15 protein-coding genes are annotated in these 14,658 nt (G+C 59.0%); 2 read left to right on the top strand and 13 right to left on the bottom strand.

The window, feature by feature from the left end:
- The first annotated feature begins 96 nt into the window (after positions 1 to 96).
- Positions 97 to 1,008 carry an omptin family outer membrane protease gene (locus HV242_RS10290; protein WP_407027317.1) on the top strand — a complete coding sequence of 304 codons (912 nt, stop codon included), beginning with the start codon at positions 97 to 99 and terminating at the stop codon, positions 1,006 to 1,008.
- A 95-nt stretch (positions 1,009 to 1,103) separates the two neighbouring features.
- On the opposite strand, the gene paaY is transcribed toward HV242_RS10290, so the two are convergent.
- The 13 genes from paaY to paaA form a co-directional block, all read right to left on the bottom strand.
- Entirely contained in the window at positions 1,104 to 1,700 is a 597-nt protein-coding gene (paaY, locus tag HV242_RS10285) for a phenylacetic acid degradation protein PaaY (RefSeq protein ID WP_020884237.1), read from the bottom strand.
- Positions 1,701 to 1,709: 9 nt separating this feature from the next.
- The gene (gene paaX / locus HV242_RS10280; protein WP_014169935.1) at positions 1,710 to 2,645 is read right to left on the bottom strand and encodes a phenylacetic acid degradation operon negative regulatory protein PaaX; all 936 of its coding nucleotides are present in this window, start codon (positions 2,643 to 2,645) and stop codon (positions 1,710 to 1,712) included.
- A gap of 122 nt (positions 2,646 to 2,767) precedes the next feature.
- The gene (gene paaK, locus HV242_RS10275) at positions 2,768 to 4,084 is read right to left on the bottom strand and encodes a phenylacetate--CoA ligase PaaK (protein ID WP_014169934.1); all 1,317 of its coding nucleotides are present in this window, start codon (positions 4,082 to 4,084) and stop codon (positions 2,768 to 2,770) included.
- Between the two features lie 26 nt (positions 4,085 to 4,110).
- A complete protein-coding gene (gene pcaF, locus HV242_RS10270; RefSeq protein WP_044867799.1) occupies positions 4,111 to 5,316 on the bottom strand; it encodes a 3-oxoadipyl-CoA thiolase in 1,206 nt (401 codons plus the stop codon).
- Complete coding sequence (paaI, locus tag HV242_RS10265) at positions 5,316 to 5,738, bottom strand: hydroxyphenylacetyl-CoA thioesterase PaaI (RefSeq protein ID WP_020884240.1); 423 nt, start codon at positions 5,736 to 5,738, stop codon at positions 5,316 to 5,318. The genes pcaF and paaI overlap by 1 nt, the downstream gene beginning before the upstream one ends.
- Positions 5,728 to 7,155 carry a 3-hydroxyacyl-CoA dehydrogenase PaaH gene (gene paaH, locus HV242_RS10260; RefSeq protein WP_050736748.1) on the bottom strand — a complete coding sequence of 476 codons (1,428 nt, stop codon included), beginning with the start codon at positions 7,153 to 7,155 and terminating at the stop codon, positions 5,728 to 5,730. The genes paaI and paaH overlap by 11 nt, the downstream gene beginning before the upstream one ends.
- Position 7,156: 1 nt before the next feature.
- Positions 7,157 to 7,945: a 2-(1,2-epoxy-1,2-dihydrophenyl)acetyl-CoA isomerase PaaG gene (gene paaG / locus HV242_RS10255; RefSeq protein ID WP_104439964.1), complete on the bottom strand. Its 789-nt coding sequence runs from the start codon at positions 7,943 to 7,945 to the stop codon at positions 7,157 to 7,159.
- A complete protein-coding gene (gene paaF, locus HV242_RS10250) occupies positions 7,945 to 8,712 on the bottom strand; it encodes a 2,3-dehydroadipyl-CoA hydratase PaaF (protein ID WP_050736747.1) in 768 nt (255 codons plus the stop codon). Before paaF ends, paaG begins: the two co-directional genes overlap by 1 nt.
- Entirely contained in the window at positions 8,709 to 9,779 is a 1,071-nt protein-coding gene (gene paaE / locus HV242_RS10245; RefSeq protein WP_050736746.1) for a 1,2-phenylacetyl-CoA epoxidase subunit PaaE, read from the bottom strand. The genes paaF and paaE overlap by 4 nt, the downstream gene beginning before the upstream one ends.
- A 7-nt stretch (positions 9,780 to 9,786) precedes the next feature.
- Positions 9,787 to 10,284 (bottom strand): 1,2-phenylacetyl-CoA epoxidase subunit PaaD, encoded by a 498-nt coding sequence (gene paaD / locus HV242_RS10240; RefSeq protein ID WP_025204283.1) that lies wholly within the window; start codon positions 10,282 to 10,284, stop codon positions 9,787 to 9,789.
- Positions 10,285 to 10,298: 14 nt separating this feature from the next.
- Entirely contained in the window at positions 10,299 to 11,045 is a 747-nt protein-coding gene (paaC, locus tag HV242_RS10235; RefSeq protein WP_032678084.1) for a 1,2-phenylacetyl-CoA epoxidase subunit PaaC, read from the bottom strand.
- An 8-nt stretch (positions 11,046 to 11,053) separates the two neighbouring features.
- Positions 11,054 to 11,341 (bottom strand): 1,2-phenylacetyl-CoA epoxidase subunit PaaB, encoded by a 288-nt coding sequence (gene paaB, locus HV242_RS10230; protein WP_050736745.1) that lies wholly within the window; start codon positions 11,339 to 11,341, stop codon positions 11,054 to 11,056.
- An 11-nt stretch (positions 11,342 to 11,352) separates the two neighbouring features.
- Positions 11,353 to 12,282: a 1,2-phenylacetyl-CoA epoxidase subunit PaaA gene (gene paaA / locus HV242_RS10225; RefSeq protein ID WP_014169925.1), complete on the bottom strand. Its 930-nt coding sequence runs from the start codon at positions 12,280 to 12,282 to the stop codon at positions 11,353 to 11,355.
- Between the two features lie 284 nt (positions 12,283 to 12,566).
- Between paaA and paaZ the strand changes: the two genes are divergently transcribed.
- Positions 12,567 to 14,606 (top strand): phenylacetic acid degradation bifunctional protein PaaZ, encoded by a 2,040-nt coding sequence (gene paaZ, locus HV242_RS10220; RefSeq protein WP_050736744.1) that lies wholly within the window; start codon positions 12,567 to 12,569, stop codon positions 14,604 to 14,606.
- Positions 14,607 to 14,658 lie beyond the last annotated feature (52 nt).

Genomic DNA, 14,658 nt, shown 5'->3' with positions numbered 1-14,658 from the left:
ATTGTTATTTGTGTGGCTTTTAAAATTTAATTGCAAGGTATTTATTAAATTTTAATTAGGGACATAAAAATGACAAGAAATACGCTTTTACTGACGATGATGGCCGCCTTTTCAGGCACAGTATACGCAGGGGAAACGCAATTTACGCCGAATTTCTCACCTGACAGCGTCACCGTTTCAGCCTCGGGCGGGATGCTCAGCGGGAAATCCCATGAAATGGTGTATGACGACGTCACAGGCAGAAAAATCAGCCAGCTGGACTGGAAAATTAAAAACGTCGCCATCCTGAAAGGCGATATTTCCTGGGATGCATACCCTTTCCTGACCCTGAACGCACGCGGCTGGACCTCGCTGGCATCCGGGTCGGGTCATATGGATGACTATGACTGGATGAACGAAAGACAATCCAGCTGGACAGATCATTCGACGCATCCGGCAACTAACGTCAATTATGCCAATGAATACGATCTCAATGTAAAAGGCTGGATATTGCAGGGCGAAAGCTATAAAGCGGGCGTGACTGCCGGTTATCAGGAAACCCGTTTTAGCTGGACGGCGACCGGTGGCTCTTATAATTATGATAACGGTACCAACACGGGGAATTTCCCGGCGGGCGAACGCGGCATTGGTTATAGCCAGCGCTTCTCAATGCCTTATATTGGGCTTGTGGGTCAGTATCGTATTAATAATTTCGAATTTAATGGCCTGTTTAAATTCAGTGACTGGGTGCGTGCTCATGATAACGACGAGCACTATATGCGCGACCTGACCTTCCGCGAGAAAACCTCAGACTCTCGCTATTATGGTGCGTCAGTGGATGCAGGATATTACGTCACGCCACACGCCAAAGTCTTTGCCGAGTTCGCGTATAGCCGTTACAAAGAGGGCAAAGGCGGCACGCAGATTATTGATACTAACACGGGCGAATCCGGGTCAATTGGCGGTGATGCGGCGGGCATTTCCAACAAAAACTATACCGTTACCGCCGGTCTGCAATACAGGTTCTGATTTCGCGCAACGCATCAGGCCAGCGTAAACATGCACAGGCCCCTGACGGGGCCTTTTTCGATGCGCTGCTTTGACATCAGCAGGTGCGCGCCCCTTCATGACGCCGATTTTGGTCGCAGATCCTCGTCAAACTCCAGACGTTTTCGACCGGGCTCCACTTCGCGCAGGGGTTCGACCTGATGCAGGGTCAGCTTGCAGCGATCCACCAGCACCTGATACTCACGCGTGCCCTGCTTCTTCCAGGCAATTTCCTGCTCGCTCAGCACACGTATCGCTTTTGCCGGACTGCCAATGATCAAATGGTTGGCGGGCATCTCCGCTTTCGCTTTCACAAAGGCCGCCGCGCCGACAATGCTGTTTTCGCCAATCACCGCGCCGTCCATGACCACTGCGTTCATCCCTACCAGAGCGTTACGGCGGATAATACAGCCGTGCAGAATCGCGCTGTGGCCGATATGTCCGTCCTCTTCCACCACCGTGTCCTGCTCCGGGAAACCGTGCATGACGCAGTTATCCTGAATGTTCGCACCGTCTTTCACCACAATCCGGCCAAAATCGCCGCGCAGGCTGGCATTCGGGCCAACATACACGCCTTTGCCCAGGATCACGTCGCCGATGAGCACCGCCGTCGGGTGAACGTAGCTCTCATCAGGCACCACCGGCGTCAGACCGTCAATTTGATAAACGGGCATCTCCACTCCTTATACGATAGTAAGACCACCAAAGCGTTGATAGTAGAGCGTGCCGGGCACAGGCAGTTCGCCGACGGAGGTTTCACCTTTCTCGCTGACAAACGCCAGCGCCCCCGGTGCCACACGCTGATAAATATTAATGCACAGCTGTCGCGCACTTTGTCCGGCCCAGTGTGCAGGCAATAACTCCTCCGGCAACAGCGGGTCTTTCAGCACCACGCGACGGTAAAAATGGATCAGCAACAGCTGGATCTGGAAGCAGCGTTCCGGCGTTAATTCGTCCGGCGCGGCCTCTTTCAGCAGCGGCAGAAGAGGACGGAACGAGTGGATAAACGTCTCGTACATCGCGTTCTGTTCGGTCAACTGCCAGCACTCCTCGACCCGGGCACGCAGCGCCGCGCGGGACAGCGCCAGCGGCGAATGGGCCTCGAAGAAGATGACGTTTTCCGCCACGCCTGCGTCGTGTAAAAGCGACTGCACATCCGCCAGATGCTGCGACGGGGAGGCCATCAGGCTGGGAGCCAGGGTGCCAAAACCCTGCCAGATCAGCTGCTTTTTGACGTCAGCAAGGGTGGTTTTATCCAGGCCTTCCGAGAGCAGCAACAGCCACTTGCCGTCCCACGCGGGGAGTTCAGCACGGTAGATTTTACTCTCCGCGCGGCGGGTCAAACGCAGCCCTTTGTCGCTCAGCCGGTAAAAGCTGCGTCGTCCGATGCGCGACACATCCAGCCAGCCCTCTTTGTTAAGACGAAACAGCGCAGTGCGCACAAAGCGCTCGCCAAACCCCATCCCTTCCAGTAAGGCGGCGAGGCTACCAAGCCAAATCTCGCCGCCGCGATGTGAAAGCGCGTCACCGTATAATGAGGAGATAAGCGACGTTCCGCTAACGGGAACCGAGCTAACCGCGTGCTGGATAAAGGCATCGAGTTTATTCATGTGATTCATTCTGTTGTTATTTTTGGTCTGGATGAATCATAGCATATTCCCCTCACCCCGGCCCTCTCCCAAAGGGAGAGGGAGACAACGTCCCTTCTCCCTTCTGGGGAGAAGGTTAGGATGAGGGAAACTCAACCGTTAGCCGCAACTTTACGCAAATCAAACACCCGACAGGCTTTGCCCTCTGAGCGCGGGATACTGCCGCAGTTGACAATCATCACGTCGGTGGAGATCCCGACCATCGATTTAATCCGATGGCGCAGCTGATGGCACACCTGGCAGCGCTGCTCGTGGGTCAGGGTCAGACTGCTCTCTTTGAGCTCCACCTTCACGGAAAGTGAATCAAGATGGCCGCGGCGATTGACCTCCAGCTGGTAGTGCGGGGAGAGGTGTTCGAACTTCACGATCTCCTCTTCCAGCTGGGACGGGAAGACGTTGACGCCGCGGATGATGAGCATATCGTCACTGCGACCGCTGATCCTGTCCATACGACGCATGGTGCGGGCGGTCCCAGGAAGCAGGCGCGTCAGGTCGCGGGTGCGATAACGAATCACCGGCAGCGCCTCCTTGGTCAGCGTGGTGAACAGCAGTTCGCCCTGCTCGCCATCATTAAGCGGCGTACCGTCGTTCGGGTTGACGATCTCCGGATAGAAATGGTCTTCCCAGATGGTCGGACCGTCGGCGGTTTCGATACACTCCATCGCCACGCCTGGCCCCATGACCTCGGAAAGCCCATAGATATCCAGCGCGGTGATCCCCAGACGTTTCTCGATTTCGCGGCGCATGGCCTGCGTCCACGGCTCTGCGCCAAACACCCCCACACGCAGGGAGCAGGCGCTTGCATCGCCTCCCATCTGACGTTCCAGCTCTTCGATCAGATTGAGGCAGTAGGATGGCGTCACCATGATCATATCCGGCTGGAAATCGCGGATCAGCTGCGCCTGTTTCTCCGTCTGGCCGCCGGACATCGGGATAACGGTCGCCCCTAAACGCTCTGCGCCATAGTGCGCGCCCAGCCCACCGGTAAACAGGCCATACCCATAGGCCACATGAATTTTGTCTTTCGCACTGCCGCCCGCGGCGCGCAGAGAACGGGCCACCAGGTTGGCCCAGTTGTCGATGTCATGTTGGGTATAACCGACGACGGTTGGCTTTCCGGTGGTGCCGGAAGAGGCGTGAATACGCACCACCTGCTCCATCGGTACGGCAAAGGTATCGAATGGATAGTTATCACGCAGGTCCTGCTTGGTGGTGCACGGGAACTTACGGATGTCTTCCAGCGTTTTAAAATCGTCAGGGTGAACGCCCGCGGCGTCAAACTTGCGTTTGTACATCGGAACGTTGTTATAGGCGTGATGCAGCGTCCATTTCAGACGCTCGGTTTGCAGCGCCTGTAATTCGTCAATGGAGGCCGTTTCGATCGGATCAAGCTTTGTTGTATTTGTCATTGTAGGGTACTCACACTGTTATTCGCTCAAACACGCTCAAGGATCATGGCAATGCCCTGACCCACACCGATGCACATCGTACACAGCGCATAGCGCCCGTTGCGTCGATGCAATTCATTGCTCGCGGCCAGCGCCAGCCTGGCACCGCTCATGCCCAGCGGGTGGCCCAACGCAATGGCCCCTCCGTTCGGGTTGACGTGTTCAGCGTCATCCGGCAATCCCAGCTGACGTAACACGCCCAGCGCCTGAGAAGCGAAAGCTTCGTTAAGCTCAATCACGTCCATATCGTTGATGCTGAGCCCGGCACGCTCCAGCACTTTGCGGGTGGCTGGCACCGGTCCTAAGCCCATCAGACGTGGCTCCACGCCAGCGGTAGCCATCGCCACGATCCGCGTGCGCGGCACAAGCCCTTGCGCGTGCGCCATCGACTCGCTGGCGATGATCAACGCCGCAGCGCCATCGTTTACACCGGAGGCGTTACCCGCCGTCACGACACCGTTCCTGCGAAACGGTGTTTTCAGCGCGGCAAGTTGTTCAAGCGTGGTATCAGCACGGGGATGCTCATCTACCGAAACATCCGTAACCGTTCCTTTTTTGCCGGGCACCTGCACCGGCACAATCTCCTGCGCCAGAATGCCGTTCTGCTGCGCCTGAGCAGTACGCTGCTGGCTGCGCAGCGCGAAAGCATCCTGATCGGCCCGGCTGACATTTAACAATTCAGCTACATTCTCTGCCGTTTCCGGCATGCTGTCAGTTCCGAATTGCTGATGCATGAGCGGATTCACAAATCGCCAGCCGAGGGTGGTGTCGAAAATCTCCGCCTGACGCTGGAACGCCGCCGTGGCTTTACCCATCACAAACGGCGCCCGGGACATTGACTCGACGCCGCCTGCAAGCAGCATGTCGCCATCACCCGCCCTGATCGCCCGTGCGGCAAAGCCAATCGCGTCCAGACCCGAACCGCACAGGCGGTTCAGCGTGGTGCCCGAGACCGTCTGAGGCAGTCCGGCCAGCAGCAGCGACATACGCGCCACGTTGCGGTTATCTTCCCCCGCCTGGTTGGCGCAGCCGAAGATCACATCATCAATCCGCTCGAGGTCGAGCTGCGGATAACGGGCCAGCAGCGCACGCAGCGGCACCGCGCCGAGATCGTCGGCGCGAACGCTGGCCAGCGCCCCGCCATAGCGCCCCACCGGGGTTCGAACGCCATCACAAATAAAAGCGTCACGCATCAGGCTTCTCCTGTCACACTGCCGCCGATGCGGTGAGATTTTCCGCGAAACAGGGCAACGGTTTTCTGTTGTTGGTTCTGAATTTCAATGTCATACACGCCGGTCAGTTTGCCCTGATGCTTAACCCGCGCGGTGGCGGTCAGCGTGTCGCCGGCAAACCCCGGGCGCAGAAAATCGATTGAACAGCCTGACGCCACTGCCGCCAGCCCCTGGCTGTTGCAGGCGTAGGCAAAAGCGGTATCGGCCAGTGAAAACAGCTGTCCTCCGTGGCAGGTTTTGTGGCCGTTGAGCATCTGCGGGGTGATGGTCATCGTTACTACCGCGTAGCCATCGTCCATGTCGATGATGTCGATCCCCAGCGCCTGGGCGCAGGCGTCCTGTTCATACATGGTGCGGGCGTTATGCCAGGCGTTATGACTCATAGCTACTCTCCAGAAGCGCACGCTGGCGCAGCAGTGAACAAGGGCGATAGCGTTCTTCGCCGTAATGGCGTTGCAAATTCTCCAGCAGCGTTAACAGCCGTTGCCAGCCCAGACGCTCACCCCAGGCAATGGGCCCGTTCGGGTAATTCACGCCGAGGCGCATGGCGGTGTCGATATCCTTCTCGCTGGCCACCCCTTTTTGCAGCGCATCCAGCGCTTCGTTGGCGATCATCGCCACCGTCCGCCAGACCAGCAGGCCGGGGTAATCGGCAATGCGCAGTACCCGGTGTCCCTGCTGTTGCAGGTACCAGACGGCTTTTTGCGTGGCGGTATGCGGGTTATCCGATGCGGCTGCGATCACCGCCACGTCGCGTTCGATGCGGTCAATCACCACGACCGGACAGTGAAAACGCCGGGCCAGCGCCTGAGCGGTCTCCCCCTGGGTTTCAATCAACAGGAGCTCATCAATTTCCGTGACACCGTCACCTCTTCGCTGCACGCGCATGGGGGTAAAGCTGTCGTTTACTGCGTCAAGCCACGGCACAGACGGTTTCTCGCCGTGCCAGTCGTAAACGCCCTTCCCGCTTTTTTTGCCCAGCCGCCCCGCCAGCACCAGTTCCTGCTGCACCAGCGACGGCAGGAAACGACGTTCCTGCCAGAAGGCATTGAATACGGAACAGGTCACCGCAAAGTTGACGTCCTGACCAATCATGTCGGTCAGCTCCAGCGGTCCCATCGGGAAACCGCCGCCGTCGCGCAGGGCGGCATCAATCACTTCTGGCGCGGCGACCTGCTCTTCCAGGGCGCGCCAGGCTTCAGAATAGAACGGACGCGCAACGCGGTTGACGATGAACCCTGGCGTTGACTGGCAGCGGACGGGCTGTTTCCCCCAGTTCAGCGCCAGCTCGCACAGCGCATCGGCCACTTCGGGCGATGTCGCCAGCCCGCTCACCACCTCGACCAGCTTCATGACCGGTGCAGGATTAAAGAAATGCAGCCCCGCGACGCGCTCCGGATGGTGAACATCCGCCGCAATCGCCGTAACAGAAATGGAGGAGGTATTGCTGGTCAGCAAGGTCTGCGGCGGGCAAATCTGAGCCAGTTGCGCAAACAGCGCTTTTTTGACGTCGATACGCTCAGACGCGGCTTCAATCACCAGATCTGCCGCGGCAAGCGCTTCGATATCCGTTACCGGCAGCAGCCTGGCAAGTATCTGGCTGCCAGCATCGGCGGAAAGTTTTCCGCGAGTCACCCGGGAGGCGAGACGCTGGCGGATCCCGTCAATCGCGCGTGAAATCGCGTCTGAAGCAATGTCATACATCAGAACCTGATGCCCATGACTCGCCGCGACTTCCGCAATTCCCGCGCCCATCGTGCCGCTTCCAATGACGGCGACAGTACGAACCGTGATCGCCATCTTATTTCCCCGTGAATGTCGGTGCGCGCTTGGCAAGGAAGGCGCTGACCCCTTCCCGGTAGTCGTCGCTGCGACCGGCCAGACGTTGATAATCGCGCTCCAGGTCAAGCTGGGCGTCGAGGGTGTTGGTCTCTGCCGTGTTAATCGCCTGCTTAATCAGCCCCAGACCAAAGGTGGGCTGAGAAGCAAAGTGCAGCGCCATCTGCTGGGCCGTGGCGGAGAGGTGTTCGTCATCCACCACCTGCCAGATCATCCCCCAGGCGTGTGCCTGTTCGGCGCTAAGTTTGTCTCCGAGCAACGCCAGCCCCATTGCGCGGGCGCGCCCGGCGACGCGCGGCAGGAACCATGTTCCCCCGCAGTCCGGCACTAATCCGAGCTTGCTGAAGGCCATCACAAAGGTGGCAGAACGGGCGGCAATGACCATGTCACACCCCAGTGCCAGCGTGGCCCCGGCCCCGGCGGCCACGCCGTTGACCGCGCAAATCACCGGTTTCGGCAACGTCGCAAGACGGCGAACCAGCGGGTTGTAGAACGTCTCCACGGACATTCCCAGATCCGGCGCCGGACCGTTAGGGTCGACGTTGCGGTCATTAAGATCCTGACCCGCGCAGAAGCCGCGCCCCGCCCCGGTAATAAGCAGACAGCGGATGGTGTCATCGCGCTCGGCCTGCTTCAGGCACTCAGCGAGTTGCTGATGCATCACGTCGTTAAAGCTGTTCAGACGCTCCGGGCGGTTCAGCGTCAGGGTCATCACGCCTTGTTCTACATGACTGAGAATAAATTCCACGATTAGCGTCCTTTAAAGTCGGGGGTACGTTTCTGTAAGAATGCGTCGATGCCTTCTCGCCGGTCTTCGGTCGCTGAAAGCAGCGTAAACAGCTGTCGCTCCTGGACCAGTCCGGCCTGCAGGGAAACCTCCTGAGACTGGCGCAGCGCCTGCTTCGCCGCCTGGAGCGCCAGCGGTGAGTGTCGTGCCATCAGCGCCGCCTGTTTCAGGGCATATTCCAGCGTCAATGAAGCCGGGAACACATCGCTGACCAGCCCGGCGCGGCGCGCCTGCTGCGCGGTAATGCTCTCCCCGGTCAGCACCATTTTGCTGGCCAGCGATTTGCCCACGCTACGAATCAGGCGCTGCGTACCGCCCGCCCCGGGCATGATCCCGAGCGTAATTTCCGGCAGACCAAAACGGGCGTTATCCCCGGCAATCACCACGTCGCACAGCAGCGCAAGCTCGCAGCCCGCACCCAGCGCGAAGCCGTTGACGGCGGCAATCAGGGGTTTATTGAAGGCGTTGATCCGGGCCCACAGCTGGGGACGGATATCGTTCAGGGTGGCAGGCAGGTCTTTCTCCGCCATTTCGTTGAGATCTGCGCCGGCAGCAAAGCAGCGTGCGTTGCCGTAAATCACGCAAACGGAGAGATCGCGATCGGCCGCAGCGGCGTCAAGCGCGTCAGCAATCTGCTCTAACAGGGCGTTATTCAGCGCGTTGCGTGCCGCCGGACGGTTAAGCGTCAGCTGCATGACACGACCATGACGGGTGACCATCAGTTCGCTCATGCCATCCCCCTAGAGTCGAAATCGACGATCACGTCAGCGGTTAACGGCAGCGACTGACAGCTCAGCACATACCCGGCCGCCAGTTCGTCCGGCTCGAGGCTGTAGTTCGTCGCCATATCAACTTTGCCACGCAGCACTTTGCATTTGCAGGTCGCGCATACGCCGCCCTTGCAGGCATACGGCAGGTCGGCGCCCTGACGCAGGGCGGCATCAAGAATGCTTTCATCGTTTGCCGTGAGGGTAATTTCCCGGTCGCGACCGTCCTGACGCACGGTGACTTTCTGCCCTTCAGCCTGCACGCTGACCGTGCGTTTGCCGGTCGAGCCTGGCGTATTAAAACGCTCAAGGTGAATCGATTTCTCTGGCATCCCCAGCGCTTTCAGCGCCGCTTCCGCGTCGTCCATCATGGCGGACGGGCCACAAATAAAGGCTTCGTCGTACTGGCGGAAGTTGATCAGGGTTTTTGCCAGCGCCTGCAGCTTCTCACCGTCGATACGTCCATGCAGCAGATCGCTGTCGAGCACCTCCTGGCTGAAGATGGCGACCAGCTGCAGACGCTGCGGGTATTTGTCTTTCAGATCGGCAAGCGCCTCGCGAAACATCATGCTCTGGCTACTGCGGTTGCCGTAGATCAGGGTGAAATGACTGTTCGGCTCGATGGCGAGCGTGGCGGACAAAATGGCCAGCATCGGGGTAATGCCTGAACCCGCGGCAATGGCCAGATAGTGCCCTTCCCGGTCAGCGCGCGGCTGGTAACCAAACTGGCCCTGTGGCACCATGACCTCCAGCGCCATGCCCTGTTTGATCTCATCCCGGGCATAGCGGGAAAAACGTCCGCCCTCGATGGCTTTCACCGCTACGCTGATCTCACCCGGCGCGGTACTGCGGCAGATGGAGTAGCAGCGACGCAGCTCATCCTCACCCAGCTTCGCTTTCAGGGTCAGATGTTGTCCGGGACGAAAGCGATAGGCGTCCTGCAACGCCTGCGGTACCGCGAAAGTGATGGTCACCGCGTCGCGGGTTTCGGGTTCCACTTTTGCCACTGTTAATGAATGAAACGTTGTCATGGCAACCTCAAATACATTTGAAATAGTCGAAAGGCTCACGGCAGTCGTTGCAGCGATAAAGCGCTTTGCAGGCCGTCGAACCAAATTCACTGATAAGCGAGGTATGTGTGCTGGCACAGCGTGGGCAACTCACCTCGGCCGGGGCATGCGCGTGGCAGCTGTGGCCCACCGGTGGGCTGATGCCATATGCGCGCAGGCGTTCGCGCGCATCCGCTGTCATCCAGTCGGTGGTCCAGGCCGGTTCGAGCTGAAGCACAATATGTACTGGCGTAAAGCCGTGTGCGGTCATCGCCTCGCGAATCGCGCCAAGCAAATGTTCCGTCGCCGGGCAGCCTGAATAGGTTGGCGTAAAGCCAATAACCCAGCCTTCGCCCTGCGGCGATACGCTACGCACCATGCCTAAATCGGTGATGGTTAACACCGGCACTTCCGGGTCCGGGATCTGGCTTAACAGCGACCAGATTTGAGGGATCTCCGCGGGTGCAATCCCGGCAAAACGCTGCATCTTCACCTCCGTACTTACCACTGCTGACCCGGATGGGCACGCTGGAGATACTGCATTTCTGCGAGCATTGGGCCGAGATGTTCGGTATGCAGCCCGCGCTTGCCCCCCGTGCGATACGCCACTTCCGACGGCACGCTCAGGGTGGCCTCCTGCAAACCGGAAAACACTTCCTGCTCCCACGGCTGACGAAGCTCGCGCGGATCAACCGCGACGCCGGAGGCAATCAACGCCAGCTCGACGTCATCGGCTTCAAACAGCTCGGCCGTAAACCGCCACAGGGTGTCGACCGCCTGCTGCATACGCTGTGAAGATGTTTCCGTTCCGTCCCCCAGACGCACCAGCCAGCCACGACTGAAGCGCAGGTGGTAGCGCGCCTCTTTAATGGCTTTCGCGGCGATGGCGGCAAGCTGGCTGTCGCTGCTGTGGGTCAGGCGTTCATACAGCGCTACGTTCCAGGCATCCATAAAGTACTGGCGCGCAAGCGTGTCGGCGAAACTGCCGTTAGGCTGTTCCACCAGCAACACGTTGTGAAACTGGCGTTCATCACGCCCAAACGCCAGGGTGTCTTCATCGCCCTGACCTTCCAGCTCTGCGGCATAGGTCAGGAAATTGCGCGCCTGCCCCAGCAAGTCGAGACCGATGTTGGCGATCGCGAGATCGATTTCCAGCTCCGGCGCGTGACCACACCAGGCGCCCAGACGCTGGGAGAGCACCAGACCGTTGTCGCCCAGACGCAGGGCATATGCGGATAATGTTTTCATCCCTGACCTCACATGTGCTCGATGCCATCAGGGATGGTGTAAAACGTAGGATGGCGGTAAACCTTACTTTCCGCCGGGTCGAAGAACTCGCCGCTATCTTCCGGCTGAGAGGCGACAATCTCGCTCGCCTTCACCACCCAGATAGAGCAGCCTTCACTGCGACGGGTATAGGCATCACGCGCATTTTCCAGCGCCATGCGATCGTCGGCGGCATGAAGACTTCCCACATGACGGTGGGACAACCCTTGTTTGCTGCGTACGAACACTTCGTACAGCGGCCAGTAGACATTGCTCATCGTGTTTCCTCTTAAGCCACTTTGCGGGCGTGTTGTTTTTCCGCGTGCGCCAGTGCGGCTTCACGCACCCACGCCCCGTCTTCCCAGGCTTTACGTTTGGCAGCCAGACGTTCGTGGTTACAGATACCGCGCCCGTTAATGACCTCATCAAACTCGTGCCAGTCGATCTCGCCAAAGCGGTAGTGACCGCTCTCTTCGTCAAAACGCAGGTCAGGATCCGGAACCGTCATACCCAGCATTTCTACCTGCGGAACCGTGTTGTCGACAAAGCGCTGGCGAAGTTCGTCATTGCCGAAGCGTTTGATTTTCCAGGCGAGGCTGCGGGCGCTGTTCGGCGAGTTGTCATCGTTTGGGCCGAACATCATCAGAGCGGGCCACCAGAAGCGGTTAATGGCGTCCTGCAGCATCTGGCGTTGGGCGTCACTCCCCTGCGCAAGCGCCATACAGGCTTCAAAGCCCTGACGCTGGTGGAAACTCTCTTCTTTACAGATTTTCACCATCGCGCGGGCATAGGGGCCATATGAGGTACGGCAGAGCGCCACCTGGTTGACGATCGCCGCACCGTCCACCAGCCAGCCGATCACCCCGATATCCGCCCAGCTCAGGGTCGGGTAGTTGAAGATGGAGGAGTATTTCATCTTGCCGTCGAGCATCTTCTGGTAGATGTCTTCCCGCGCGCAGCCCAGCGTCTCGGCCGCGCTGTAGAGGTACAAACCGTGCCCGGCTTCGTCCTGCACTTTTGCCAGCAGGATCGCTTTGCGGCGCAGCGTCGGCGCGCGGGTGATCCAGTTTCCTTCCGGCAACATGCCGACAATTTCGGAGTGCGCGTGCTGACCAATCTGGCGGATCAACGTCTTACGATAGGCATCAGGCATCCAGTCCTGAGGCTCAATCGCCGTCTCCTGCGCTATGCGCTGCTCAAAGCGTTGTTCTTGCGTCACGTCATCACCTTTATGATTCGATTATTTACCACTTAAAGTGAAATATTGAATCACTTCATTTCTTAAAAGTTACACAAAGGTTAAATATAACCCCAAGAAATGTTTCCCCATTTTGTGATGGTGCTCGCAAGGCTTTTTGCACAAGGCCTGCACGACGGGGCTTACGGCCCTCTGCTTCATTATGCTGGATCACAATGTTAACAATTCATTAAAACTCAGCTTGCTTTTTATGATTCATGATTAAACTATTGATAGTGAAATCACGTAACACTTGGAGATAAGCGATGCAGCAGTTAGCCAGCTTCTTGTCCGGTGCCTGGCAGTCTGGCCGGGGCCGCGAACGTACTATCCATCACGCCATCAGTGGCGAAGCGCTGTGGTCCGTGACCAGCGAAGGGCTGGACATGGCGGATGCACGTCGCTATGCGATCGCGCGTGGCGGCGAAGCCCTGCGCGCCATGACCTTTATCGACCGGGCCGCCATGCTGAAGGCGGTGGCGAAACATCTGCTTAGTGAGAAAGAGACGTTCTATGCCCTGTCTGCCCAGACCGGGGCGACCCGAGCGGACAGCTGGGTGGATATTGAGGGTGGGATCGGGACGCTGTTCACCTATGCCAGCCTGGGGAGCCGCGAGCTGCCTGATGACACACTCTGGCCGGAAGATGAGCTGATCCCGTTGTCGAAGGAAGGCGGCTTTGCTGCGCGTCACGTACTGACGTCAAAATCGGGCGTGGCGGTCCATATCAACGCCTTTAATTTCCCGTGCTGGGGAATGCTGGAAAAACTGGCGCCCACCTGGCTTGCGGGGATGCCAGCCATTATCAAACCCGCCACCGCCACCGCGCAGGTCGCGCAGGCGATGGTGAAAGCGATTGTGGAGAGCGGTCTGGTGCCGGACGGCGCTATCAGCCTTGTCTGCGGCGGCGCGGGCGATCTGCTGAATCATCTCGACAGCCAGGATGTGGTGACCTTTACCGGCTCCGCCAGCACCGGCCAGAGCCTGCGCATTCACCCGAATATCGTGGCGAACTCCATTCCCTTTACCATGGAAGCCGACTCCCTCAACTGCTGCGTTCTGGGTGAGGATGTGACGCCGGAACAGCCAGAATTCGCGCTGTTTATTCGCGAAGTGGTACGCGAAATGACCGCCAAGGCAGGGCAAAAATGTACCGCCATCCGCCGCATAATTGTGCCTCAGGATCGGATGGATGCCGTCAGCCAGGCGCTGATCGCGCGGCTGCAAAACGTGGTCGTCGGCGACCCGGCAGAGGACGGGGTGAAGATGGGCGCGCTGGTGAACGGCGAGCAACGCGCGGACGTGCAGGAGAAAGTCGATCTGTTGATTGCGGCGGGTTGCCAGGTCAGACTCGGCGGAAAAGCCGATCTGCAGGCTGCGGGGGCATTCTTCCCGCCGACGCTGCTTTTCTGCCCACAGCCAGATGAAACCCCCGCCGTGCATTGCACCGAAGCCTTCGGGCCGGTCGCCACGCTGATGCCCTCCCGCAATTCAGACCACGCGATGCAGCTGGCACGGGCGGGTGGCGGGAGTCTGGCCGGTACGCTGGTCACCGCCGACCCGGCTATCGCCCGCCAGTTTATTGCCGGCGCGGCGCGGGCGCACGGACGAATTCAGATCCTTAACGCCGAATCCGCCAGGGAGTCCACCGGACACGGCTCTCCGCTGCCGCAGCTGGTGCACGGCGGTCCTGGCCGCGCAGGTGGCGGTGAAGAGCTGGGAGGACTGCGTGCGGTGAAGCACTATCTGCAGCGCACCGCCATTCAGGGCAGCCCGACCATGCTTGCCACCATCGGCAAACAGTGGGTACGGGGTGCTGCGGTTCATGAAGATCGCGTTCATCCGTTCCGGAAATACTTTGAAGAACTGCAGCCGGGCGACAGCCTGCTGACCCCGCGCCGCACCCTGACAGAAGCCGATATCGTTAACTTTGCCTGCCTGAGCGGCGATCACTTCTACGCCCATATGGACAAAATCGGCGCGGCAGAATCCATCTTTGGCGAACGGGTGGTACACGGTTACTTCCTGATCTCTGCCGCGGCGGGTCTGTTTGTTGATGCCGGCGTTGGGCCGGTGATTGCCAACTACGGCATGGAAAACCTGCGCTTTATCGAACCGGTTAAGCCGGGCGATACCATTCAGGTGCGCCTCACCTGTAAACGTAAAACGCTCAAGAAACAACGGACCGCCGATGAGAAGCCAACCGGCGTGGTCGAATGGGCCGTTGAGATCTTTAACCAGCACCAGCAGGCGGTCGCGCTCTACTCCATCCTGACGCTGGTGGCGCGCCAGCACGGCGACTTCTGACACGTTCCTCTCTCGCACGTTGACCGGGGTGTGATATCGCCCCGGTCTTTTT

It is taken from the genome of Enterobacter sp. RHBSTW-00593, assembly GCF_013784105.1.
GTDB classification, from domain to species: Bacteria; Pseudomonadota; Gammaproteobacteria; order Enterobacterales; family Enterobacteriaceae; genus Enterobacter; species Enterobacter ludwigii.
The sequence above is the reverse complement of the archived record's forward strand: the minus strand, read 5'-3'. Positions and strand labels throughout refer to the sequence as shown.

Bases quoted from the DNA above. Each gene is read 5' to 3' on its own strand.
- paaF (WP_050736747.1), bottom strand. From the start codon at position 8,712: ATGAGCGAACTGATGGTCACCCGTCATGGTCGTGTCATGCAGCTGACG.
- HV242_RS10290 (WP_407027317.1), top strand. From the start codon at position 97: ATGATGGCCGCCTTTTCAGGCACAGTATACGCAGGGGAAACGCAATTT.
- paaH (WP_050736748.1), bottom strand. From the start codon at position 7,155: ATGGCGATCACGGTTCGTACTGTCGCCGTCATTGGAAGCGGCACGATG.
- paaZ (WP_050736744.1), top strand. From the start codon at position 12,567: ATGCAGCAGTTAGCCAGCTTCTTGTCCGGTGCCTGGCAGTCTGGCCGG.
- pcaF (WP_044867799.1), bottom strand. From the start codon at position 5,316: ATGCGTGACGCTTTTATTTGTGATGGCGTTCGAACCCCGGTGGGGCGC.
- paaE (WP_050736746.1), bottom strand. From the start codon at position 9,779: ATGACAACGTTTCATTCATTAACAGTGGCAAAAGTGGAACCCGAAACC.
- paaC (WP_032678084.1), bottom strand. From the start codon at position 11,045: ATGAAAACATTATCCGCATATGCCCTGCGTCTGGGCGACAACGGTCTG.
- paaB (WP_050736745.1), bottom strand. From the start codon at position 11,341: ATGAGCAATGTCTACTGGCCGCTGTACGAAGTGTTCGTACGCAGCAAA.
- paaY (WP_020884237.1), bottom strand. From the start codon at position 1,700: ATGCCCGTTTATCAAATTGACGGTCTGACGCCGGTGGTGCCTGATGAG.
- paaD (WP_025204283.1), bottom strand. From the start codon at position 10,284: ATGCAGCGTTTTGCCGGGATTGCACCCGCGGAGATCCCTCAAATCTGG.
- paaI (WP_020884240.1), bottom strand. From the start codon at position 5,738: ATGAGTCATAACGCCTGGCATAACGCCCGCACCATGTATGAACAGGAC.
- paaX (WP_014169935.1), bottom strand. From the start codon at position 2,645: ATGAATCACATGAATAAACTCGATGCCTTTATCCAGCACGCGGTTAGC.
- paaK (WP_014169934.1), bottom strand. From the start codon at position 4,084: ATGACAAATACAACAAAGCTTGATCCGATCGAAACGGCCTCCATTGAC.